This window comes from Streptosporangium sp. NPDC001559 (assembly GCF_042893955.1).
GTDB lineage: Bacteria > Actinomycetota > Actinomycetes > Streptosporangiales > Streptosporangiaceae > Streptosporangium.
This window is the reverse complement of sequence record NZ_JBIAVG010000002.1, coordinates 555,886-578,753: the sequence shown is the minus strand read 5'-3', so window position 1 is coordinate 578,753 and position 22,868 is coordinate 555,886. Positions and strand designations below refer to the sequence as shown.

Below are 22,868 nucleotides of genomic sequence, written 5' to 3'. Positions count from 1 at the left end.
CCGCCGCCCAGAAGCACGGCCCCGGAGTGCGGCCCACCATGGGCGCGGCCGGGCACGGGGTCAGGAGGGCGCGTCCACGGCCTCTGGCGACAGGATGTGGTCCAGGACCATGTGCGCGCAGCCGACGATGCCCGCGCCGGGGCCGAGCCTGCTCCGCTCGATCCGCAGGTTACGGGTCGACAGGGCCGTCGAGCGCCGGTGGACGACCTCGCGCACCCCGGCGAGCAGCGGCTGGAAGGTCTCGGCCACGTCCCCGCCCAGCACGACCACGGCGGGGTTGAGCAGGTTGACGGCGGTGGCGACGACCTCGCCGAGCATCCTGGCCGCGTTGCGGACGACGGTCATGGTCTCGGCGTCGCCCGCCCGCACCAGGGTCACCACGTCCGCCAGGGTCCTCACCTCGTGCCCCCTGGCGCGCAGGTCGCGCAGGATCGCGGTGCCGCTGGCGACGGAGTCGACGCAGTCGACGTTGCCGCACCGGCAGAGCACCCCGCCGCCGTCGCGGACCGGGATGTGCCCGATCTCCCCGGCCGCGCCGAGCGCGCCGCGCAGGATCTCGCCGCCCGCGATGATGCCGGAGCCGATCCTGGTCGAGACCTTGATGAACAGCAGGTCGTCGGCCTGCCCGGCGTAGACGGCCCGGTGCTCGCCGATCGCGATGACGTTGACGTCGTTGTCGAGGAAGACCGGGGCGGGGAAACGGTCCGCGATGATCGGCGGGATCGTGACGCCGGTCCAGCTCGCCATGATGCGGGCGCTCTCTGTACGGCCCGCCGCGAACTCGACCGTCGCGGGCACCCCGAGGCCCACCCCCCGCACCTGGGAGACGGGCCGGTCGCCGAGCAGCTCGCCCCAGGTCCGCATGACCAGGGGGAGGACGACGTCCGGCCCCTCCTCGACGTCGATGGCTAGGTCGGCGCGGGCCAGCTCTCCGCCCGCGAGGTCGCACACGGCGATCTGTGTCTTGCTCGCCCCGAGGGAGCCGACCAGCACGACGCCGCCCGAGGCGTTGAAGACCAGGCGGGTCGGGGGGCGGCCTCCGGTCGAGGGACCGTCGCTGTCCTCGATGACGAGGCGACGGTCCAGCAACTCGGTGACCCGAAGCGAGACGGCGGGCCGGGACAGGCCGGTGACACGGCCGATGTCCGCGCGCGTGATCGCCTCACCGGTGCGGATGAGGCGCAGAACCTCACCGCTGGTGGCGAGCGCGGCAGCGGGACGACGAGGCATCCGCTAAGTGAACCACACCCCCTTAGGAAATGAAAAGTTCAAACTTTCTCATCTAAGATGACAAAACTCCGCTTGTGTAGAGCGCAAGATCCGGATAGTGTCCGATCTATCCCTAATTCCGGTAGATCACCACGGAGTACTCCCCATGTCCGAGCTCCCGCAGTCCGCCGACCTGATCGTCTTCGGCGGTACAGGCGACCTCTCCATGCGGAAACTTCTCCCCGCGCTGTACCACTGCGACCGTGACGGCCGCCTCTCCCCCGAGACCCGCATCATCGCGATGTCCCGGGGCGGACTCGACGACGCCGACTTCCGCGGCAAGGTGGACGCCCAGGTCCGCGGCGCGGTACCGATCGACGACTTGAACGTCTGGGAGCGTTTTCTCGGCAGGCTGCACCACGTCTCGGTCGACATCGGCGGCGAGGACACGGCCGGCTGGGAGCGGCTCGGCGCCATGCTCGCCGGGCACGAGCAGCGGACCCGGGTGTTCTACCTGGCCAGCCCGCCCATGACGTTCGGCCCCTTCTGCAGGCAGCTCGAACGCGTGGGGCTGGTCACCCCCGCCTCCCGGGTGGTGCTCGAAAAGCCCCTCGGCCGCGACCTGGCCAGCGCGCGGCGCATCAACGACGAGGTCGGCGCCATCTTCGACGAGCGGCAGATCCACCGCATCGACCACTACCTGGGCAAGGAGACCGTGCAGAACCTGCTCGTGCTCCGCTTCGCCAACGCCTTCCTCGAGCCGATCTGGAACTCCCTGTGGATCGACCACGTCCAGATCACCGCCTCGGAGACCGTCGGCACCCCCGGCAGGCGCGGCTACTACGACCACGCGGGCGCGCTGCGTGACATGGTGCAGAACCACCTGCTCCAGCTCCTGTGCCTGGTCGCGATGGAGCCCCCCTCGCGCAACGACCGCGAGGCCATCCGCGACGAGAAGGTCAAGGTCCTGCAGGCGCTGCGGCCCATCGTCGGCGGCGAGGTCGACCGGTTCACCGTCCGCGGCCAGTACACCGCGGGCGAGTCCGGCGGCGAGCAGGTCCCGGGATACCTCGACGAGCCGGACGGCACCGCGCCGACCGAGACCTCACGCCGGGTAGAGACCTTCGCCGCGATCCGCGCCGAGGTGAAGAACTGGCGCTGGGCGGGCGTCCCCTTCTACCTGCGCACGGGGAAGCGCATGCCCCACCGGTACTCGGAGATCGTGGTGCAGTTCAAGGACGTGCCCCACTCGATCTTCCCCGGCAGCGCGCCCAACCGGCTGGTGCTGCGGCTGCAGCCCAGCGAGGGAATCCGGCTGCACATCATGGCCAAGGAGCCGGGCGCGGGCGAGGTAGCCCTCAAGCCGGTCCCGCTCAGCCTGAGCTTCGCCGAGACCTTCACCACCCGGGTGCCCGAGGCCTACGAGCGGCTGCTCATGGACGTCCTGACCGGCAACCCCACCCTGTTCATGCGGCGTGACGAGGTCGAGGCCGCCTGGCGGTGGATCGACCCGATCCTCGGCGAGTGGGAGGCGCACGGCACCCTGCCCGAGCCGTACCCCGCGGGTACCTCGGGTCCCGCGGGCGCCCACGAGCTCCTCGGCCGCAGCGGCCGTACCTGGCACGAGGAGGCCTCCGAGTGAACGAGCCCGCAGACCACGACGACCGACGAGGAGGCCGGATGAACCCCTTCATCCAGGAGATCACCGACCGCCTGGCCGAGCGCAGCCGCGCCAGCCGGGGCGCCTACCTCGCCCGGCTCGACGCCGAGGCGAGGACGGCCCGCGAGCGCGGGCCCGCGCGCGGACATCTCGGCTGCGCCAACCTGGCCCACGGCTTCGCCGCCGCCGGCAGGGACAAGCCGGACCTGATGGCCAACGTCAAGCCCGGCGTCGCGATCGTGTCGAGCTACAACGACATGCTGTCGGCGCACCAGCCGTACGAGACCTATCCGCCGATCCTCAAGGCGGCCGTGCGCGCGGCGGGCGGCGTCGCGCAGTTCGCGGGCGGCGTGCCCGCCATGTGCGACGGCATCACCCAGGGCCGCGCGGGAATGGAGCTGTCGCTCTACAGCCGCGAGGTCATCGCGATGTCCACCGCGATCGCGCTCTCGCACGACATGTTCGACGCCGGTCTCATGCTGGGCGTCTGCGACAAGATCGTGCCGGGCCTGCTGATCGGCGCGTTGCACTTCGGACATCTGCCCGCGGTGTTCGTGCCCGCGGGCCCGATGACCTCGGGCCTGCCCAACAAGGTCAAGGCACGCACCCGGCAGCTCTTCGCCGAGGGCAAGGTCGGCAGGGAGGAGCTGCTCGACGCCGAGTCGCGCTCCTACCACTCGCCCGGCACCTGCACCTTCTACGGCACCGCCAACTCCAACCAGGTCATGATCGAGGTCATGGGCCTGCACCTGCCGGGGTCGACGTTCGTCAACCCGCGCACCGAGCTGCGCGAGGCCCTGACGAAGGCCGCGGGCAGGCGGGCGGTCGAGATCACCGTGCACGGCGACGAGTACACCCCCGTGGGGCGGGTCGTCGACGAGAAGGCGATCGTCAACGCCTGTGTGGCGCTGCTGGCCACCGGCGGCTCGACCAACCACACGATGCACCTGGTGGCCATCGCCGCCGCCGCGGGCATCGAGCTGCTCTGGGACGACCTGGCCGCGTTGTCGAAGGTGGTGCCGCTGCTGACCCGCATGTACCCCAACGGCCAGGCCGACGTGAACCACTTCCAGGCCGCGGGCGGCATGCAGGTGCTCATCGGCGACCTGCTCGACGCCGGGCTGCTCCACGCCGACGTGCTGACCGTCGCCGGACACGGCCTCGACCACTACCGCTCGGCCCCCGTCCTCAAGGACGGCGGGGACGGCGAGCTGCTGTGGGAGGAGCGCACCGAGGGCAGTACCGACCCCGACGTGCTGCGGCCGGTCTCCGAGGCCTTCTCCCCCGACGGCGGCATCCACATGCTCGACGGCAACCTGGGCCGCGCGGTCAGCAAGGTCTCCGCGGTCAAGCCGGAGCACCTGGTCGTCGAGGCCCCGGCGAAGGTCTTCGACGACCAGCTCGAACTGCTGCGCGCCTTCGAGGCGGGCGAGCTCGACGGCCAGGACTTCGTCGCCGTCATCCGCTACCAGGGACCCAGCGCCAACGGCATGCCCGAGCTGCACAAGCTCACCCCGCCGCTGGCGGTGCTGCTCGACCGGGGGCAGCGGGTGGCGATCGTCACCGACGGCCGCATGTCCGGGGCCTCCGGCAAGGTCCCCGCGGCCATCCACCTGTCGCCCGAGGCCGCGCACGGCGGGCCGATCGCACTGGTCAGGGACGGCGACCCGATCCGTCTCGACTCGGCGGCAGGCACCCTTGAGCTACTCGTCCCCGCCGAGGAGCTGGCGGCCCGCACCCCGCAGGGCGCCCCGCTCACCGACGCCCGGTGGGTGGGCACGGGACGTGAACTGTTCGCCGCCTTCCGCCGTACGGCGGGCCCCGCCGAACGCGGCGCCGGGATCTTCGCCCTGAACGGCCACGCGGAGAGCCTCGAGGCCGGGGCATGAGGGGCGCGCGATGGTGAGCCTGCCCTGGCTCCCCTGGCTCGTCGCCGACGTCGGGGGGACCAACGCCCGTTTCGGTCTGGTCACCGAGCCGGGCGGCGCCCCCGAGGCGGTGGCCGTGCTGGCCGGCGCCGATCACGAAGGGCTTCCCGAAGCCGTAGCCGCCTATCTCGCGGAACACGCGGGCGGAGTTCAGCCGGGAGCGGCCTGTATCGCGATCGCGGGTCCCGTCGAGGGAGACCGTTACCGGCTCACGAACGCGGGCTGGTCGGGCTCCGTGCACGCCCTCGGCATCCCCAACGCCGAACTGCTCAACGACTTCGAGGCCCTGGCCGCCTCCCTGCCCCACCTGGGCGGGGAGGACCTGGTCTCGCTCGGCGGCCCCGCGCCCTCGCACGGCGTCAAGGCCGTGCTCGGGCCGGGAACGGGCCTCGGCGTCGGAGGGCTGGCGCCCGCGGCCGAGGGCTGGGTGCCGATCCCCAGCGAGGGCGGCCACGCCACCGTGCCGATCCTCGACGAGCGCGACTACGAGGTCGTCCGCGCGCTGCGCTCCGAGGGGCTCGAACACGTGATCGCCGAGCACCTGCTGTCCGGCCCCGGCCTGACCCGGCTGCACCGTGCCCTGGCGCTGGTGCGCGGGACCGACGCGCCGCGCCTGGCCGCCGCCGACATCGTGGCCAGGATGGACGACTCGCTGTGTGCGGAGACCGTCGAGGTGTTCTGCTGCATGCTCGGCACCTTCGCCGGGAACGTGGCGCTCACCCTGGGCGCCAGGGGCGGCGTCTATCTCGGCGGCGGCGTGCTGCCCCGTATGGTGGGACGGGTTCTCTCCAGCGGCTTCCGCCGCCGGTTCGAGAGCACCCCCATGCTGAACGACTACCTTTCCGGCATCGCCACGAACCTGATCGTGGCGCCCCAGCCCGCGCTCGTCGGCGCGGCGGCGTGGCTGAGCCAGCGCCTGTCCAACATGGAGTATCGATGAGTCTGCTCGACATCGCCCCGGTGATCCCGGTCGTCGTGATCGACGACCCGGAGACCGCGGTCCCCATGGCCCGTGCCCTGGTCAGGGGCGGCCTGCCCGTGATCGAGGTCACCCTCCGCACCGAGGGCGCGCTGGAGGCCGTCGAGCGGATCGCCGCCGAGGTGCCCGAGGCCGTCATCGGCGCGGGGACCATCCGCACCGGCGCGGACGTGGACGCCGCCGTCAAGGCCGGTGCCCGGTTCCTGGTCAGCCCCGGCTCCACGCCCTCGCTGCTGGACGCCATGCGGGACAGCGGCGTGCCGTTCCTGCCCGGTGTCGCGACCGCCTCGGAGGTTCTGGCGCTGGCCGAGCGCGGCCTGACCGAGATGAAGTTCTTCCCCGCCGAGGCGGCGGGCGGGCTGCCGTACCTGAAGGCACTGGCCGGACCGCTGGCGGAGGTGCGGTTCTGCCCGACAGGCGGCATCAAGCCCGCGACGGCCGCGACCTACCTCGCGCTGCCCAACGTCGGATGTGTCGGCGGCAGCTGGCTCACCCCGGCGGACGCGCTGGCCTCCGGTGACTACTCCCGCGTCGAGCGGCTGGCCGCGGAGGCCGCCGCTCTCCGCTGAACGACGTTCACAGGGTGGAGCCGGGAGCACCGTTCCCTTACCCTGTAGGGACGAGGGGAGTACTTCCCAAGAGCCGACCCGGTCAGTACGGACGCCCCACGACGTCCCCGGGCGGCCGCCCGCGCGGCGCGGGTGAAGGAGACCTCGGATGACCGCGTCATTCGAGGAGTCGCCATGCCCAACCTCCCCTCCCCCACCGGCGACACGCCCTCGTTTCCCCTCGGGGGAGGGGCCGCGACGGTCCTGACCTATCCGCCGGGTTCCCTGGTCCTGCTCGCCGGTCTCCCCGGCGCGGGCAAGAGCACCCTGCTCGACCGGCTGTACGGCCTCAACGGCGACGAACGGGAGCCGGTGGCCTCCGGCGGTACCCGGGTGATCGACTCACGGCAGTCACGCAACTGGTGGGCCCGCTATCTCGGGCCGGTCCCACATCGGGCCCGCACTCCGCTCGTGCATGCCACACACGTGTGGCGGATCGCACGGGCGGTGCTCGGCGGGCACGACGTGGTCGCGCACACCCGGGGCACCTGGCCGCACATTCTGTACGGCTTCGCCTGGCTGGCCCGCAGGGCGGGCGGCGAGGTCCACCTCGTCCTGCTCGACGTCGACCCGGAGACGGCGCGGGCCGGGCAGCTCGCCCGGGGGCGCACGGTCACCGCGACGACCTTCGCCAGGCACCGTCGCCGCTGGCGGGACCTGGTCGGCCGTGCCCGCCGCGGCCCTCTGCCGCCCGCCGCGGGTGTGACCCTGCTGGACAGGCCCGCGGCGGACCGGGTCGGCGCGATCCGCTTCACCGGCCCTCGCCGGCCTCCCGCCCGGAGGGAAAGCGCAGGTCGGCCAGGATCGGCCGGTGGTCGCTGACCGACCTGGGCAGCACCCGGCTGTCGAGCACCTCGAACCCCCGGGTGAGCACGTGGTCGAGGCGCACCAGGGGCAGCGTGGCCGGCCAGGTGAACTGCAGGCCGGAGCCCGCCCGCTCAGCCGCAGGTGAGAGCGTCTCGGTGAGCGCGCGCAGCTCCCGGTCGGTCGAGGCGGTGTTGAGGTCGCCGACGACGATGACCCGGGGGCTCGGATCGGCCCTGACCGCCGCGGCCAGCGCCTCGACCTGGGCGTTGCGCTCGGCGATGACCCACCGCGCCCCCGGGCGGAAGGACGCCAGGTGCACGGCGTAGAGGCTGACCCGGCCGTGCGGGGTACGGATGGTCGCCCACCGGGAGCGCGGCACCCCGGGCACCGACTTGGGCCTGCCCACGAAGGGATATCTGCTCCACACCGCGATGCCGGGGTTGTCGGGGAACCGGTAGGGCAGGTCGGGGTCGATCTCCGCGGCGAAGGCGGGATCGACCGTCCCGTTCATCAGGACCGGGTCGTCGTAGAGCTCGGCCGCCACCAGGATGTCGGGGCGCGCCGCGCGCAGGGCCCTCGCGGTCCCGGCGAGGTCGGGGTTGGCCATGTTGACGTTCTGGTGGACCACGCGCAGGTCCGGCGGCCCGGCCCGGACGACGGGCACGAACGCGGGCCCGAACATCACCCCCCACGTCACGGCCGGAACCAGCGCCCCCGCGGTGGCGAGCCGTGACCTCCTGGCGAGCGCGGCCACGGCCAGCATCGGGACCACGAGACCGAACCACGGCAGGGCGCTGTCGAGCGTGTTGCCCCACCCCCGCCAGTTCGGCACCAGCCGGTGCCCGGCGAGGACGAGGGCGGTCAGTGTGCCCGCGGCCGCGACGAGCCCACCCCGAAACCGCTGCGCCATGACGTTCCAGAGATCCCTTCGACGGCCGGGCCCGCGCGTACGGCCCCGCCGTGGGATCCGGGGCCGCGCGGAACGGTCCACGCCCCGGGTCCGCCGTACTCGATGGCCGGGCGGACGACTCTACCGCCGTCCGCCGCCCCTTTCCGCCCCGCCCGGCAGGACCAGGCGGAAAGGGGCGCCTCTCCGGACCTACCGGACGGGTACCGGGCGTGAACGGCTCCCGTCCGTCACGCCCAGCGCGACCCCGGTCGCGAGCATGACCCCGGACACGGCCGGTGGCCGCGGCAGGGCGTGGGAGGGCGGCTCCTCAGGACGGTCTCCCGTGGCCGGCCCTCGCAACGCCCTGCCCGGCGGCGGCACCGTCCTGTCCGGCGGAGGCGCGAAGGAGGGGCGGCGTTCCCCCGGCCGCCCTCCCTGCCCGTCGCCCTGCCCGTCGCCCTGCCCGTCGCTTTGTCCGCCGCCGTGATCGTTTCTGTGCTCGTTTCCGTACCCGCCACTGTGCTTGTCGCCGCGCCCGTCGCCGTACTCACCGTCCTGTCCGCCGTCCAGCTCGACGTAGCGCAACATCACCCCACGCGCGACGGTCGCGGGGTTGTCCACCCCGTAGACGGCGTAGAGCCGCCGTCCCGTCCGCCGCGACAGGTGCCCGGCCCACCAGCGGTAGACCGTTCCGTCCGTCCAGACCACCAGGTCTCCGTGCACGGAGACCAGCGCCAGACCGTAACCCCCGTGGACGTCACCCTTGACTCCCCCCCTGGCCAGCTCGTCATTGAGCAGACCTGCGGCGCGCACGGCGGGCGTCCAGGCGGATGTGCCGTGGACGATCGTCACCACCGTCCACCTCCTCTCGGTAATCGATGCAAGCGATTCTTCGTTTCCACTTCCCAGAGTGAACAGGAGTGATTACTTTCTGTAGATGTTCGACTACGAAGAGGTACATGCACCTCGGTTCGGGTCGGCTGTAGGTTCCACCCCGACCCCTGTAGGACCCAGAAAGACGGGAGCCCCCCATGCCCGCCCCCAAAGAGCTGGACCCCAGCACGAGCGTCAGCGCTTACTGGGGTTCCGAGCTGCGCAGGTTGCGCGAGGCGATGGGCTGGAGCCAGCAGGAGCTGGCCAGACGGACCTCGTACTCCACCTCACTGGTCGGCTTGATCGAGACCGCCGCACGTGCTCCCACCAGGAAGTTCGCACAGAGATGCGACGAGGTCCTGGAGACCGGCGGCACCCTCGTCAAGCTCTGGCCGCTGATCGGCAGGGAGTCCTCCCCCGCGTGGGTGCGCTCGCTGTTCGAGCTGGAGTGGGAGGCAAGGACGCTGCGTAACTACCAGTTGTCGGTGGTTCCCGGGTTGCTACAGACCGAGGACTACGCACGGGCGCTGACCCGGGCGGGAAGGCCGTTCGACACCGAGAAGGAGGTTGAGGAGATGATTACTGTGCGTATGCAACGCCAGCGACTGCTCGACCGGCCGGACCCGCCGATCCTCTTCGTCCTGCTGGACGAAGCCGTGCTGACCCGCCCCATCGGTGGCGGCGCGGTCATGCGCGCGCAGTTGCAACACCTTCTGGATGCCACGATGCGACCGCGGATCACCATCCAGGTGATCCCCTTCGACGTGGGCGCCTATGCCGGGCTCGCAGGGCCCATCTTGGTCCTGTCCTTCAAAGGCGCCCCCGACATCGTGTACATGGAGAACGCGGAAGCCGCACAGCTTCTGATCGATCCAGCGCGGGTCGACCCTCTATCGGCCCAGTTCGACGCCCTGCGCTCATATGCCCTACCCCAGGCCGCATCGGCGGCCTTCATCGAGAAAAGGATGCATTCATGGACCTGACCGGCGCACAGTGGCGCAAGAGCAGCCGTAGCAACGGAAACGGCGGCGAGTGCGTGGAGGTGGCCGACAACCTCCCCGGCGTCATCGCGGTTCGCGACAGCAAGAACCCCGATGGCCCGGCTCTGCTGTTCAGCCCCCAGGTTTGGGCCGACTTCCTGACGCGTGTCAAGACCGGCGTGGTCTGACACAGGTCCGTGAGGCCCCCGCTTCGGCGGGGGCCTCGTGCTTTTTCGCTCCCGTTTTTGGGGTTTCTTGACTGGCTGTTCCCCGAGGGGCCCGTGCCCGCGGTGCTAGCTTTCTCATGATCGAGAACCTGAACGGGGACTTTTCGAAAAGGACGCCGAACGCGGGCTTCAAGCAGTACTCGACCCGGTTTCGCCGAGTTTCCCGAGAGATCATTTCCGGAAAAATCCGGATAATGTGCCGCCGTCTGGTTCCCGTTCCCACCGTTCCACGCGGAGCGGCGGGCCGCCGTGGCCTGGCCATCTCTGAGAGCGCGGAGGCGAGACGCGTGCGCAGATTCCTGCCGTTGCTCGGCTGCCTGACGGCGGGCGGCGTCCTGCTGGCCCTGTTCGGCCCCGGCGATCCGGCCCCCGGCCCCGGAACGCCTCCCGAAACCTCGGCCGGACCCGGCGGGTCCTCCGCCGGAGGCTCACGGACCTCCCGGACTCGGACCGACCCCGTCGCGGACGCGCGCGCCCACCTGCGTGAGCATCCCGCCGACGCGCGGGCCTGGACGGCGCTCGGCGACGCCCACCTCGACGCGGCGGGGCGCAGCGGCGACCCTGCCCACTACACCCTGGCGCGCTCGGCCTTCAGGTACTCGCTGAGCCTGTCCCCCGAGGCCGACGCGATGATCGGCATGGGCGTGATCGCCAACGTCAGGCACGACCACGGCGCCGCGCGCGTCTGGGGGACGCGGGCCCGCAGGACCGCGCCGCGCCGCTGGCCGCTGTACACGGTGCTGGCCGACGCCTACACCGGGCTCGGCCGGTACGGCAGGGCGGACCTCGCCCTGAGGAGGATGCTCGGCGGCACCCCGGACGTGGCCTCGCTCACCCGGGCCGCCGACCTGCTGCGGCTGCGCGGCGAGAGCGGACGGGCCAGGGCCGTGCTTCGCAGGGCCGGGTTCGCGGCCTCCTCCCCCGCCGACCTGGCACGCCAGGCCTACGGGCTCGGCGAGCTCGAATGGAGCCTGGGACGGCCGCGGCAGGCCGTACGCGCCTACGGGCGGGCGCTCACCGCCGACCCCGAGCACGCCCCCGCGTACGCGGGACGGGCCAGGGCCGAGGCGGCGCTCGGCTGGACCGGCGCGGCGATCCGCGACTACGGCGCCGCGGCGGCGCGTGACCCCGGCTACACGGCCGACCTCGGCGAGCTGTACGAGTATCTCGGGCGGCCGGAGCGGGCCGCGCGGCAGTACGCCCTGTTCGCCTCCTACGGCCTGGCGAGGGTGGACGCGCTGAGGGCGGGACGGTTCGAGGCCGACCACGGCGACCCCGCCTCCGCCGTACGACGCCTGCGGGCCGAGTGGAACGGGCACGGCGGCGCGGATGTCGCCGACGCCCTGGCGTGGGCGCTGCACCGGGCCGGTCACGACGCCGAGGCGGCCGGGTACGCCGCCCGCGCCGAACCCCCCGGCTCCCGGAACGCGCAGGCCGCCTACCACCGGGGCGAGATCGCGCGTGCCCTCGGCGACACGGCCGCCGCCCGCTCCCACCTGGCCAGGGCGTTGCGGATCAACCCCTACTTCTCCCTCGACGGCGCGCCCCGGGCCAGGCAGGCGCTGATCGACCTGCCCAGGACACCGCCCCCTCCCCCGCCCGCGCCCTCCCCCAAGCCGTCGCCCGCCGGGGCCGTACCCTCGGCGAAGCCCTCCGGGACCCCCGCCCCGTCCGCCACGCCGCGGAGGTCACAGCGGTAGGACACCACCGGGTTTGAGGGCCTTCATCGCGATCTGGGAGGTCAGCTTGTCGAGACCGGGCAGTTTGCCGAGCCGTTCGAGGCACAGCTGGCTGTAGGCCTCCATGTCGGGCACCGCGATCCGCAGCACGTAGTCGGGGCGGCCGAACATGCGCAGGCACTCGACCACGTCCTCGACCTCCAGGACCGCGGCCTCGAAGGCGGTGACGGTCTCGGCGTCCTGGCCTTCAAGCTCCACGTACGCCAGGACCTGGAAGCCGCGCCCGACGGCCGCCGGGTCGATGACGGCCCGGTAGCCGCTGATCACCCCCGACTCCTCAAGGTTGCGGACGCGGCGCAGACAGGGCGAGGGGGTGAGCCTCACCCGCTCGGCGAGTTCGAGGTTGCTGAGCCTGCCCTCCACCTGGAGAAGGCCGATGATTGCGCGATCTGTGGCATCCATGGCATCGGATGCTATCCACTCAGCAGCGGACAATAAATATTGACATCATATTTCGGACAGCCTGACATAACCTTGCGGCAACCAAAGTGCACCACGGCAAGACGGGACCACCGATCATGACGATCTCCGCCGAAACCCGCGCAACGGCTCCCGACGACCGATACGCCCTCGAAGAGGGCCAGGTGTTCATGACCGGCACGCAGGCCCTGGTCCGCGTGATCCTCGACCAGATGCGCGCCGACCGCGTGGCCGGTCTCGAAACCGGCGCCATGGTCTCCGGCTATCCCGGTTCCCCCCTCGGGGGCTTCGACCTCGAACTCTCCCGCTCGCGGCGGCACGCCGAGCCCCTGGACGTCGTGCACCGTCCCGGCCAGAACGAGGAGCTCGGCGCCACGGCCGTCTGGGGCAGCCAGCTCGTCCCCGGCCTGCCCCGGCCGCGCAAGGCCGGCGTCCTCGGCGTCTGGTACGGCAAGGCCCCCGGTGTCGACCGCGCCGCCGACGCGCTGCGGCACGGCAACTTCGTCGGCGCCCACCCCGACGGCGGCCTGATCGCCCTGTGCGGGGACGACCCGATCTGCAAGTCCTCCACGCTCCCCTCCGCGACGGAGAGCACACTGGCCTCCTTCGGCATGCCGATCGTCCATCCGGGAAGCGTCCAGGAGCTGCTCGACCTCGGCCGTCACGCCATCGCCGCCTCCCGGGCAAGTGGCCTGTGGGTGGCCGTCAAGACGGTGACCGACGTCGTCGACGCCAGCGGCACGGTCGAGGTGGGGCCCGGCCGTGTGGTCCCGGTCATGCCCGTCGTCGAGTACCAGGGCAGGCCGTACCGGCACGTGCCCGACGCGACCCTGCTCACGCCGTGGTCACTGGAGATGGAGCGGACCCTCACCGGCCCGCGCCTCGACCTCGCCCGCGCCTACGCCAGGGAGAACGGCCTCAACCGCGTCACCGTCGACCCCCGGGACGCCTGGCTCGGCGTCGTGGCCTCCGGCACCGCCTACTACGACGTGTGCGAGGCCTTCCGCAGGCTGGGCGTCGACCCGGCGGAGCTCGGCGTCCGCGTCCTCAAGATAGGCATGATCTGGCCGCTCGAACCGGAGATCGTCAGGACCTTCGCCAGGGGGCTCAAGGAGATCCTCGTCGTCGAGGAGAAGGACCCGCTGCTCGAGGGCCTGGTCAAGGACGTCCTGTACGGCACCGCCGACGCCCCCCGCGTGCTGGGCAAGCTCGACGAGAACGGCGCCCCGCTGATCCCGAGGAGCGGCGGCGTCGACGCCGACCTGGCGGCGAAGGCGCTGGCCTTCCGGCTGCGCAGGGCCGGGCTCGACCCGGCGGCCGGCGACCGGGTCGACAGGGGGCTGGCGGTGATCTCCCGTCCGGCGCCGCTGAAGCTGCTCGGCCCGCAGCGCACCCCCTTCTTCTGCTCCGGCTGCCCGCACAACCGCTCGACCGCGGTGCCCGACGGCGCCCCCGTCGGCGCGGGGATCGGCTGCCACACGATGATCGTGATCAACCGCGAGGGCAAGGGCACGCTGACCGGCCTGACCCAGATGGGCGGCGAGGGGGCGCAGTGGATCGGGCAGGCGCCTTTCACCGACACCCCGCACATCTTCCAGAACCTGGGGGACGGCACCTTCCACCACTCGGGCTCGCTGGCCGTACGGGCGGCCGTCGGGGCGGGGGTCAACATCACCTACAAGCTGCTCTACAACAGCGCGGTCGCGATGACCGGCGGGCAGACGATCACCCCGTCGCTCGCGGTGGCCGACCTGACCCGCTGGCTGGAGACCGAGGGCGTGCGCAGGGTGATCGTCACGACCGACGAGCCCGAGCGTTACCGGGGGGTCAGGCTCTCCCGGATCGCCGAGGTCCGCGACCGGAGCGCGCTCGAGCAGGCGCAGCGGGAGCTGGCCTCGGTCCCCGGCGTGACCGTGCTGGTCCACGACCAGCAGTGCGCGGCGGAGAAGCGGCGGCTGCGCAAACGGGGCGAACTGCCCGACCCGGTCAGGCGGGTGGCCATCAACCAGCGGGTGTGCGAGGGCTGCGGCGACTGCGGGCAGAAGTCGGAGTGCCTGTCCGTGCTCCCGGTCGAGACGGAGTTCGGCCGCAAGACCGAGATCCACCAGTCCTCGTGCAACAAGGACTACTCGTGCGTCGAGGGCGACTGCCCGTCCTTCGTGACCGTCGTGCCCGGCAAGGACACCCGGCGGCGCCGGGCCGTACCCGTGCCGCCCGAACTGCCCGCGCCCGAGCCCCGCACCGGGGAGACGACGATCAGGCTGGTCGGCATCGGCGGGACCGGGGTGGTCTCCGTGGCGCAGATGCTCGGCACCGCGGCGATGCTGGACGGCAAGCGCTCACGCGGGCTCGACCAGACCGGCCTGGCCCAGAAGGGCGGCACCGTGGTCTCCGACGTCCGGATCTTCGAGGACGGCGAGGACCGCTCCGCGCGGGCGGGCACCGGCGCAGTCGACGCCTACCTGGCGCTCGACCTGCTCGGCGCGACCGACCCCAAGCACCTGAGCGCCGCCGATCCCGGACGGACCGTCGCGGTGGTCTCGACCAGCCTGGTCCCCACCGGTTCCATGGTCGTCGACCCGTCCAGGCACGTCACCGAGCTCGGCTCACCGATCGGCGCGCTGGAGTCACGCACCAGGAGCGAGCTGAACGTCTACCTCGACGCCGAGGACCTGGCCCAGGCGCTGTTCGGCGACCACATGCCGGCCAACACGATCGTGGTCGGCGCGGCCTGGCAGCGCGGGCTCATCCCGCTCAGCCTGGAGTCGATCGAGCGGGCCGTACGGCAGGGCGGGGGCAAGACCGTCGACCTGACGATCGCCGCCTTCCACTGGGGCAGGGCCGTCGTCGCCGCCCCCGAGGCCGTCGCCGAGGCCGCCCGCCCGCCCGCGCCGCCCGCCTCCCGTCCCGACCCGGAGCTCGCCCGGCTCGTCGGCTCGATCGCCGAGCCCGGCACCGAGCTGCACCGCCTCCTGACGGTCAGGGTGCCCGATCTGGCCGCCTACCAGAACCCGCGCTACGCGGCCGGGTACGCCGAGGCGGTGCGCGCGGTCAAGGCCGAGGAGGCGAAGGTCTCCGGGAGTGCCGCCGGGGACTCGCTGCCGATCACCGAGGCCTACGCCCGCCACCTGCACCGGCTCATGGCCTACAAGGACGAGTACGAGGTCGCCAGGCTGCACCTCGACCCCGCCGAGCGGGCCAGGATCGCCGCCGAGTTCGGGCCGGGCGCGAAGGTCTCCTACAACCTGCACCCGCCGGTGCTGCGTGCCATGGGCATGAACCGCAAGATCCGCCTCGGCACCTGGTTCGACCCCGCCTTCCGCCTGCTGTACGGCATGCGCGGGCTGCGCGGCACCCGGCTGGACCCGTTCGGCATGGCCGGGGTGCGCAGGACCGAACGGGCGCTGGTCGCGGAGTACACCCGCGACGTGCGGCGGGCCCTGTCCCACCTGACCCCCGAGACCGCGGCGACGGTCCTGGAACTGGCCGAACTGCCGGACGTCGTGCGCGGTTACGAGCACGTCAAGATGCGCAACGTGGCCACCTATCGGGCCTCCGCCGCCTCCCTTCTCGGCCGCCTGTCCGGCGGCCGCAGGCCCGGCTCCCCCGAGCGGGGGTGAGCCGGGGCCGTGAGGCCCTCCGCACCGGTCAACGGCGCCCGGTGCGGAGAGGCGGCCCGCCTCCGGCAGGCCGGGCCTCTTGCCCGCCTCCGGCAGGGCTAACGGTTCACCAGCGGGCCGGAGCCGGTCGAGCGGCGCACGACCAGCTCGGGCTGGAAGACCAGTTCGACGTTCCTGCCCCGGGTGCCGCTGATCTCCTCGATGAGGGCCGCGACGGCGGCCGCGGCCATCGCGCCGACGGGCTTGCGGACGGTGGTCAGCGGCGGGTCGGTGAAGGCGATCAGCGGCGAGTCGTCGAAGCCGACCACCGAGACGTCCTCGGGCACGGACAGCCCCCGTTCCCGGCAGGCTCTGATCACGCCGAGCGCCATCAGGTCGGAGGCGCAGACGATCCCGGTGCACCCCTGTTCGAGCAGCCGGACCGCGGCGGCCTGACCGCCCTCGACGGAGAACAGCGAGTGCGAGATCAGCTCGTCGGTCTCGTCCGCGCCGAGCAGGTGCGCCATCGCCTGGCGGTAGCCCTCGATCTTGCGGATCACCGGCACGTACCGGCGCGGCCCGAGGGCCATGCCGATCCGCTCGTGCCCGAGGTCCACCAGGTGCTGTACGGCCAGCCCCGCCGCCGCCCTGTCGTCAGGGGAGATGAAGGGGGCCTCGATCCGGTCGCTGTAGCCGTCCAGCAGCACGATCGGCAGGCCCCGGCCGACCAGGCGGGTGTAGCGCTCGACGTCGGCGGTGGTGTCGGCGTGCAGCCCGGAGACGAAGACGATGCCGCTGGCCCCCCGCTCCGTCAGCATCTCGGTGAACTCGTCCTCGGGGGCGCCGCCGGGAAGCTGGGTGCACAGCATCGGCGTGTAGCCGTGCTGGGTCAGCTCTCTGCCGATCGCCTGGGCGAACGCGGGGAAGATCGGGTTGTCCAGCTCGGGGATCACCAGGCCGACCACCCCGTTGCTGCTCCCGCGCGGGCGCTGCGGGCGCTCGTAGCCGAGCACGTCCAGCGCGGCCAGCACCGCCTGCCTGGTCGTGACCGCCACGCCCGGCCTGCCGTTGAGCACCCGGCTGACCGTGGCCTCGCTCACTCCCGCCCGCACCGCGATGTCGGCCAGTCTGACGCCCGCGCCGTCGAGGCGGGGCCGGGGGACCCGCGGGAGTTCGCCGTCCATCACAAGCACCCCACCATGCGGCCGAGCGGGGCGCAAGCCAGACGGCATCCGGCCCCCGTGAAAGGGTTCGCACAACTTTTCGCAAACTGTAACATTCAGCGACCGTCATCACGATCAGCACCTGAACCCCTTGTCGTCGCGACGTCGGCCACCCGGAGCCGGGCTCCGGAAGTGGCCCGAAGGCAAGCGATTTCTAACCACATCTATGGACACACAGGTGAATGTCGCGATGTACTACCTCATCAATCACACGGCTGGATCCGGGCGGCGGAGTCCGGGAGGAACGAGCGCGCATGAGTACCGTCGTCCTCGACAATGTGACCAAGGTCTACCCCGGCGGGTACCTCGCGGTTGACCGCATCAACCTGCGCGCCGAGAACGGGGAGTTCCTTGTCCTGCTGGGGCCCTCGGGATGCGGTAAGTCCACGCTGCTGCGGATGATCGCCGGGCTTGAGGAGGTCACCTCGGGCGACCTGTGGCTCGGCGGCACCCTCGCCAACGACCTGCCGCCGCGTGAGCGTGACGTCGCCATGGTCTTCCAGAACGGCGCGCTCTACCCGCACCGCACCGTGCGGGGCAACATGGCCTTCCCCCTGGAGATCGCCAAGGCCGACCCCGCCCTGGTGCGCGAGCGGGTGACCGAGCTGTCGAAGGCGCTGCACATCGACGAGACCCTCGACCGCCGCCCTGGAACGCTCTCCGGTGGCCAGCGCCAGCGTGTCGCGATGGGCAGGGCGATCGTCCGCCAGCCGTCGCTGTTCCTGATGGACGAGCCGCTGTCCAACCTCGACGCGGGCATGCGCACCGAGATGCGCATGGAGATCTCCTCGCTGGTCCGCTCCCTCGGCGTGACCACCATCTACGTCACCCACGACCAGGTCGAGGCTCTGACCCTGGCCGACCGCATCGCCATCATGAACCGCGGCGTGCTCCAGGACCTGGGCACCCCTGGGCAGGTCTACAACGACCCGGCGACCGCCTTCACCGCGGCCTTCCTCAGCTCCCAGCAGCTCAACCTGCTGTCGGCCGTGGTCAAGACCCCGCAGAACCAGTTCATCATGCTGGACTTCGGGCCCCATCAGATCACCATTCCTTGGACCGATCCCAGGGCGTACGTGATCTCCCAGCACGTCGGCCGTCAGATCATCGTCGGTCTGCGTCCCGACTGCCTCGCCCCGGTGCCGGAGACGTTCGAGGGCCCGGTCTTCTTCGGCCGGGTCAGGGCGCTTGAGTACCACGGCCACGAGTGGCTCGCCTACGTCGAGAGCGGCATCCAGTCCGTCGCCGTCCCCGAGCCGCCCGACCCGCGCCACAACGCCCACGCGATGGCCGCCTCCGGTGGTCGTGCGATGGCGGCCATCCGCAGGCTGCTGCCCGGCCGGTCCGCACAGGCCGAGACCGAGTACGGGAACGAGCAGGCGAGCGGGACCCATCGCCGGGCCGACCTCATCGTCCGGCTCGGCGCGCGCCCCGTCTGGCGGGCGGGGGAGCCCGCCAGGGTCGGCGTGGACGCCAGCCGGTTGATGCTCTTCACCGTGGACGGCTCGCGCATCGACCCGCCTCGCCGCTGAGCGGGACCGGACGCTTCCCGGCCGGGCCCGGGGACCTGGATGACGGCAAAGCCCGGGTGAACGGGCCTCAGACGCCCTGAGGGGTCTGCGGCGCGGTGCTGCGGCCGATGATGGAGACGATCTCCACGACACGGACCGCGCGGTCCAGCTCGGCGCGGTGGAACGGAGGTCCCTCCGTGCGCGCGAGGACCAGGTGGAGTCCCGCGCCGGGGACGGGCACGCTCATGAAGCGGTGACGTCCCCCGGTGAGCGCGCAGGGGCGCAGGGCGGTGAGGTCGGCCGATCCGATCCCGGACAGGCCTCCCCGTTCGTCGAGGAACTCCGGCGCCTGCCAGCTGCGGTGGACGAGCTCGCCGCTCTCGGAGGAGACGACGACCGCCCACTCGGCGCTCACCAGGTCCGGGATGGCGTCGACCAGGGTGGCGAAGGCTCGCCCCGGCTCCGCGACGACGTGCCTGAGCAGGTCGTAGTCGGGGGACGTCCCCGGGATCTCCTTGGTCCGCCAGACGGCCTCGACACGGATGCCCGGCACGGCGGAGAGCCGATCCCTGACGCCCTCCGGGCCGAACGGTCCCGGCCAGGAGACGGTGAAGTCGTCGACGACCCGCCCCGCCTCACGTTCCAGCACCGTCACCTGGAGGATGTCGGCGCCCAGCGTGCCGAGCACCCGGGCCACCTGGCCCAGGGCTCCCGGCCTGTCGGGAAAGGACACCCGCAGTCGCAACATCATCGTCGATCCCCCCTCTCCGAACACAGGGTGTCCTAGACAGGTTTCACGGATGTTCCGGGGAGATGTCCAAGATAAGACCTTAAATCCGAAAAATTCGGAAAGCTTAGTGCTGGTAGGCGCCCGCGTCGGGAACCACCGAAGGGGCCTTCCCCGCCAGGTCACGGGCCTGGGAGGCGCCGCCGTACCAGGCCGGGTTGAGTTTGAGGCCCCGGCCGAGGGCCGGGGAGCCCGGGCGCAGGCGCAGGTCGTTCCCGCCCCTGAAGCGCGGATCGGCGACGACGGACTGCGAACCGAGCCTGAACCCGCGGGACCTGCCCCGGTAGACGCTGCCGCCCTCGTCGGCCCCCGCGCCGTCCTCGTAGCCCATCTGGCCGCCGACCACGATGACGTTGTTGCGCAGTTTGAGGATGGCCGGGGAACAGCCGTCGTGACACGACCAGCCGATGGTGTCGCGGGCGGGGAGGTAGACCGAGTTCTGCACCGCCACCGTGCCGAGCACCGGCCCGACCACATGCCCGGCGCCCCGGGTGATCAGGAAGGAGCCGCGTTTGCGCGAGGAGGTCACCACGTTGAAGGCGAACACGTTCCCGGTCGCGGTCTTGCCCTTGCGCGCGCCCAGCTCCGCGAAGGTCTCGTTGTCGCGGGCGATGTTCCTGACCACCCGGTTGCGGTCACCGTTGAACACCTCGACCGCGGCGCCGTCGGTGCCGTAGTCCTGGCTGGCGGCGTAGCTGCCGGTGATGACGTTGTCGGAGACCAGGTTGTCGTCGCCGTTGAGCAGCACGCCGAAGGCACCGGAGTCGTTGTCACCGCCGTTGTCGTTGACGCTCATGCGGTCGTTGCGGGTCAGCACGCTGTTCCTCAGGACGTTGCGCGCTCCGACGAGGTTGACACCGCTGGCGTTGCGGTCGGCCAGGACTCCGTCGAGCTCGTTGTCGTCCCCGGTCACCTCGAAGCCCGCCCACTCGCAGCCGCTCGCGCGCACCCCGGTCACCCGCAGGTGGGAGCCGCCGAGCACCACGCAGCTCTCCGTGCCCTCGCCGCCGATCCTCGGCGCCGAGCCCTTGCCGTACGGCTCGACCACGACGGGCCGCGCCGCGGTGCCCTTGGCGCCGAGCCGCAGCGGTCCCCGCCACGTTCCGCCGCGTCCGAGCCGCACCACGTCGCCGGGGCGCAACTTGGCGTCGTTGACCTTGTCCAGGGAACGCCACGCCTGCTCCGGCGAGGTGCCCGCGGCCGTGTCGTCGCCCTTCTTGGAGTCGACGTAGTAGACGCCGCCCGCCCGCGCCTCGGCCGGGCCGGGGACCGCGACGAGGAGGCCGCCCACGGTGAACACCGCGAGGGCGGGAACGGTCCATCGCGGAATGATCGACTCCATGTAGGCACGTCCCATCGCTGAGTGACGGTCAGCGGAGATCCTGGCACAGGGAGCCGCCGCCCGACCATCGGGGACGGCGGTACCCAGCGAACCGTTACAACTCTTTCACCGGCGTTGAGGTAGACGTTGCCCGGCGAACGGGCGCTCTCACGCGCCCTCGCGCTCCCACCAGACCGCGGAGTCGGGGGCGAGCCGCGCCAGACCGCCCTCGACGACCGGCTCCTCGCTGGCCAGCAGGACACGTCCCGGCGAGGGCAGTTCGACCGGCTCACCGGTCAGGTTGACCGTGCAGGCGAACCCCTCGCCACGGGCGAAGGCCAGCGTCCCCTCCGGGGAGGGCAGCCACGTCAGGGGGTCCTCGCCGAAGGAGCCCCAGGCTCGCCTGACCTCCAGCGCCCGCCGGTACAGGTTGAGCGTGGAGGAGGGGTCGGCCAGCTGCGACTCGACGCTGAGCGGTCCCCACGAGGCGGGTATCGGCAGCCAGGGGTCCTCGCCGCCCGGCAGGCCGAAGCCGAGGTGCGGCTCGTCCTCGTTCCACGGCAGGGGCACCCGGCAGCCGTCCCTGCCCGCCTCCGGGTCGCGCAGCCGCTGCGGGTCGTGCAGGAACTCCTCCGGCAGGTCGAGGACCTCGGGCAGGCCGAGTTCCTCCCCCTGGTAGACGTAGGCCGATCCGGGCAGGCCGAGCGTCAGCAGCGCCGCGGCGCGGGCCCTGCGCAGGCCCGTCCCGCCGCCGCCGTAGCGGGTGACGTGCCGTTTGACGTCGTGGTTGGACAGCACCCAGGTGGTCGGGGCGCCGACCGACCCGGCGGTGTCCAGGGACTCCTGGATCACCGCGCGGAACGCCGCCGCCTCCCACGGGGCCCCCAGGAAGTGGAAGTTGAAGGCCTGGTGCAGCTCGTCGGGACGGACGTAGCGGGCCAGCCGTCCCGGGGAGGGCGCCCACGCCTCGGCGACGCCGATCCGCTCGCCGGGGTAGGAGTCCAGCAGCCTGCGCCAGGCCCGGTGGATGTCGTGGACGCCGTCCTGGTCGAAGAACGGCACCACGTCGGTGCCGATCATCCGGATCTGGTCGGGGTGGCCGACGTCGGGCAGTCCCGGCGCCTTGACCATGCCGTGCGCCACGTCCACCCGGAAGCCGTCGACGCCCAGGTCGAGCCAGAAGCGCAGGACCGACTCGAACTCGGCGTGGACCTCGGGATTCTCCCAGTTCAGGTCGGGCTGCTCGGGGGCGAACAGGTGGAGGTACCACTCGCCGTCCGGCAGCCGGGTCCAGGCGCGCCCCCCGAAGATCGACTCCCAGTCGTTCGGCGGCAGCTCCCCGTTCTCGCCCCTGCCCTCGCGGAAGACGTAGCGCTCCCGCTCCTGGCTGCCCGGTCCCGCCTCGATCGCCTTCCGGAACCAGGCGTGCCGGTCGGAGGTGTGGTTGGGCACGACGTCCACGATCACCCTCAGCCCGTACCGATGCGCCTCCTCGACGAGCGCGGCGGCGTCGGCCAGCGTCCCGAAGATCGGATCGACGTCCCGGTAGTCCGCCACGTCGTAGCCGAAGTCGGCCATCGGCGAGGTGTAGAACGGGGTCAGCCAGACGGCGTCGACCCCCAGGTCCGCGAGGTACGGCAGGCGCCCGCGCACCCCGAGCAGGTCACCGATCCCGTCCCCGTTGCCGTCGGCGAAGCTGCGCACGTAGACCTGGTAGATCACCGCGTCGCGCCACCAGCGGGTGGCCGTCCCGTCTGCTCCGCCGAGGCGGTGGGATTGGGCGAGTTCGGTCATGGGGGTCCCCCGATCAGACGACTGTCAGACCGTGACGCCCGGCGGGCCCACGGTATGGCGGTCCCCGCCGCGGGCCGGGGATGGACCGCCGGGCCGGGCAGGATACGCCGGACGTTACGCGGCGGTAAGCAGGAGCGAAAGAATTTGCCGCAACTTTCTGCAAACTTGTTACAGGAAGATGTCAAGACAGGGCTCGGAGCACTCACCAGAAAAGTCACCATATATCCGTCTAGCTGCGTGTTTCTCACGCCGGAGACACCGAGGTCTCCCGATGAAACCCCCGCAACCGCTTGCGTCACGGCCGCCTCGCGGGG

18 protein-coding genes are annotated in these 22,868 nt (G+C 71.9%); 10 read left to right on the top strand and 8 right to left on the bottom strand.

Annotated features, from left to right (window positions below; all coding sequences use genetic code 11):
• Positions 1-60: 60 nt before the first annotated feature.
• Complete coding sequence (locus ACFYY8_RS06700; RefSeq protein ID WP_390037874.1) at positions 61-1,230, bottom strand: ROK family transcriptional regulator; 1,170 nt, start codon at positions 1,228-1,230, stop codon at positions 61-63.
• Between the two features lie 145 nt (positions 1,231-1,375).
• On the opposite strand from ACFYY8_RS06700, the gene zwf reads away from it, so the two are divergent.
• The 5 genes from zwf (at position 1,376) to ACFYY8_RS06675 (ending at position 7,206) form a co-directional block, all read left to right on the top strand.
• Positions 1,376-2,851 carry a glucose-6-phosphate dehydrogenase gene (zwf, locus tag ACFYY8_RS06695; RefSeq protein WP_390037872.1) on the top strand — a complete coding sequence of 492 codons (1,476 nt, stop codon included), beginning with the start codon at positions 1,376-1,378 and terminating at the stop codon, positions 2,849-2,851.
• A gap of 38 nt (positions 2,852-2,889) precedes the next feature.
• On the top strand, positions 2,890-4,758 hold the full coding sequence (gene edd, locus ACFYY8_RS06690) for a phosphogluconate dehydratase (protein WP_390037870.1): 1,869 nt from the start codon (positions 2,890-2,892) through the stop codon (positions 4,756-4,758).
• Positions 4,759-4,768: 10 nt separating this feature from the next.
• Positions 4,769-5,737, top strand: coding sequence for a glucokinase (locus ACFYY8_RS06685; protein ID WP_390037868.1), 969 nt, complete (start codon positions 4,769-4,771; stop codon positions 5,735-5,737).
• Positions 5,734-6,345 carry a bifunctional 4-hydroxy-2-oxoglutarate aldolase/2-dehydro-3-deoxy-phosphogluconate aldolase gene (eda, locus tag ACFYY8_RS06680; RefSeq protein ID WP_390037866.1) on the top strand — a complete coding sequence of 204 codons (612 nt, stop codon included), beginning with the start codon at positions 5,734-5,736 and terminating at the stop codon, positions 6,343-6,345. Before ACFYY8_RS06685 ends, eda begins: the two co-directional genes overlap by 4 nt.
• Before the next feature lie 174 nt (positions 6,346-6,519).
• Positions 6,520-7,206 (top strand): AAA family ATPase, encoded by a 687-nt coding sequence (locus ACFYY8_RS06675; RefSeq protein ID WP_390037864.1) that lies wholly within the window; start codon positions 6,520-6,522, stop codon positions 7,204-7,206.
• Here the strand turns inward: ACFYY8_RS06675 and ACFYY8_RS06670 are convergent.
• Together ACFYY8_RS06670 and ACFYY8_RS06665 are read right to left on the bottom strand one after the other, a co-directional pair.
• Positions 7,136-8,101, bottom strand: a complete 966-nt coding sequence (locus ACFYY8_RS06670) for an endonuclease/exonuclease/phosphatase family protein (protein WP_390037862.1) — start codon at positions 8,099-8,101, stop codon at positions 7,136-7,138. The genes ACFYY8_RS06675 and ACFYY8_RS06670 overlap by 71 nt on opposite strands.
• Before the next feature lie 189 nt (positions 8,102-8,290).
• Complete coding sequence (locus ACFYY8_RS06665; RefSeq protein WP_390037860.1) at positions 8,291-8,935, bottom strand: hypothetical protein; 645 nt, start codon at positions 8,933-8,935, stop codon at positions 8,291-8,293.
• A 176-nt stretch (positions 8,936-9,111) separates the two neighbouring features.
• Here ACFYY8_RS06665 and ACFYY8_RS06660 point away from each other — a divergent pair, with 176 nt between their 5' ends.
• The 3 genes from ACFYY8_RS06660 to ACFYY8_RS06650 all read left to right on the top strand — a co-directional run bounded on the left by ACFYY8_RS06660 (position 9,112) and on the right by ACFYY8_RS06650 (position 11,860).
• Complete coding sequence (locus ACFYY8_RS06660) at positions 9,112-9,936, top strand: helix-turn-helix transcriptional regulator (RefSeq protein ID WP_352009349.1); 825 nt, start codon at positions 9,112-9,114, stop codon at positions 9,934-9,936.
• Positions 9,927-10,121 carry a DUF397 domain-containing protein gene (locus tag ACFYY8_RS06655; protein ID WP_352009348.1) on the top strand — a complete coding sequence of 65 codons (195 nt, stop codon included), beginning with the start codon at positions 9,927-9,929 and terminating at the stop codon, positions 10,119-10,121. The genes ACFYY8_RS06660 and ACFYY8_RS06655 overlap by 10 nt, the downstream gene beginning before the upstream one ends.
• 326 nt (positions 10,122-10,447) lie before the next feature.
• A complete protein-coding gene (locus ACFYY8_RS06650; protein ID WP_390037858.1) occupies positions 10,448-11,860 on the top strand; it encodes a tetratricopeptide repeat protein in 1,413 nt (470 codons plus the stop codon).
• Here ACFYY8_RS06650 and ACFYY8_RS06645 read toward each other — a convergent pair.
• Complete coding sequence (locus tag ACFYY8_RS06645) at positions 11,849-12,301, bottom strand: Lrp/AsnC family transcriptional regulator (RefSeq protein ID WP_390037857.1); 453 nt, start codon at positions 12,299-12,301, stop codon at positions 11,849-11,851. The genes ACFYY8_RS06650 and ACFYY8_RS06645 overlap by 12 nt on opposite strands.
• 116 nt (positions 12,302-12,417) lie before the next feature.
• Here ACFYY8_RS06645 and ACFYY8_RS06640 point away from each other — a divergent pair, with 116 nt between their 5' ends.
• Positions 12,418-15,939 carry an indolepyruvate ferredoxin oxidoreductase family protein gene (locus ACFYY8_RS06640; RefSeq protein WP_390037855.1) on the top strand — a complete coding sequence of 1,174 codons (3,522 nt, stop codon included), beginning with the start codon at positions 12,418-12,420 and terminating at the stop codon, positions 15,937-15,939.
• Positions 15,940-16,037: 98 nt separating this feature from the next.
• On the opposite strand, the gene ACFYY8_RS06635 is transcribed toward ACFYY8_RS06640, so the two are convergent.
• The gene (locus ACFYY8_RS06635) at positions 16,038-17,102 is read right to left on the bottom strand and encodes a LacI family DNA-binding transcriptional regulator (protein ID WP_390037853.1); all 1,065 of its coding nucleotides are present in this window, start codon (positions 17,100-17,102) and stop codon (positions 16,038-16,040) included.
• A gap of 293 nt (positions 17,103-17,395) precedes the next feature.
• Here ACFYY8_RS06635 and ACFYY8_RS06630 point away from each other — a divergent pair, with 293 nt between their 5' ends.
• Entirely contained in the window at positions 17,396-18,673 is a 1,278-nt protein-coding gene (locus ACFYY8_RS06630; protein WP_352009343.1) for an ATP-binding cassette domain-containing protein, read from the top strand.
• Positions 18,674-18,740: 67 nt separating this feature from the next.
• Here the strand turns inward: ACFYY8_RS06630 and ACFYY8_RS06625 are convergent, their stop codons facing one another.
• From ACFYY8_RS06625 to ACFYY8_RS06615, 3 genes are all read right to left on the bottom strand, one after another.
• Positions 18,741-19,403, bottom strand: coding sequence for an amino acid-binding protein (locus ACFYY8_RS06625; protein WP_390037850.1), 663 nt, complete (start codon positions 19,401-19,403; stop codon positions 18,741-18,743).
• A gap of 103 nt (positions 19,404-19,506) precedes the next feature.
• The gene (locus ACFYY8_RS06620) at positions 19,507-20,781 is read right to left on the bottom strand and encodes a hypothetical protein (protein WP_390037848.1); all 1,275 of its coding nucleotides are present in this window, start codon (positions 20,779-20,781) and stop codon (positions 19,507-19,509) included.
• 147 nt (positions 20,782-20,928) lie between these two features.
• Positions 20,929-22,554 carry a glycoside hydrolase family 13 protein gene (locus ACFYY8_RS06615; RefSeq protein WP_390037846.1) on the bottom strand — a complete coding sequence of 542 codons (1,626 nt, stop codon included), beginning with the start codon at positions 22,552-22,554 and terminating at the stop codon, positions 20,929-20,931.
• Positions 22,555-22,868: the final 314 nt, after the last annotated feature.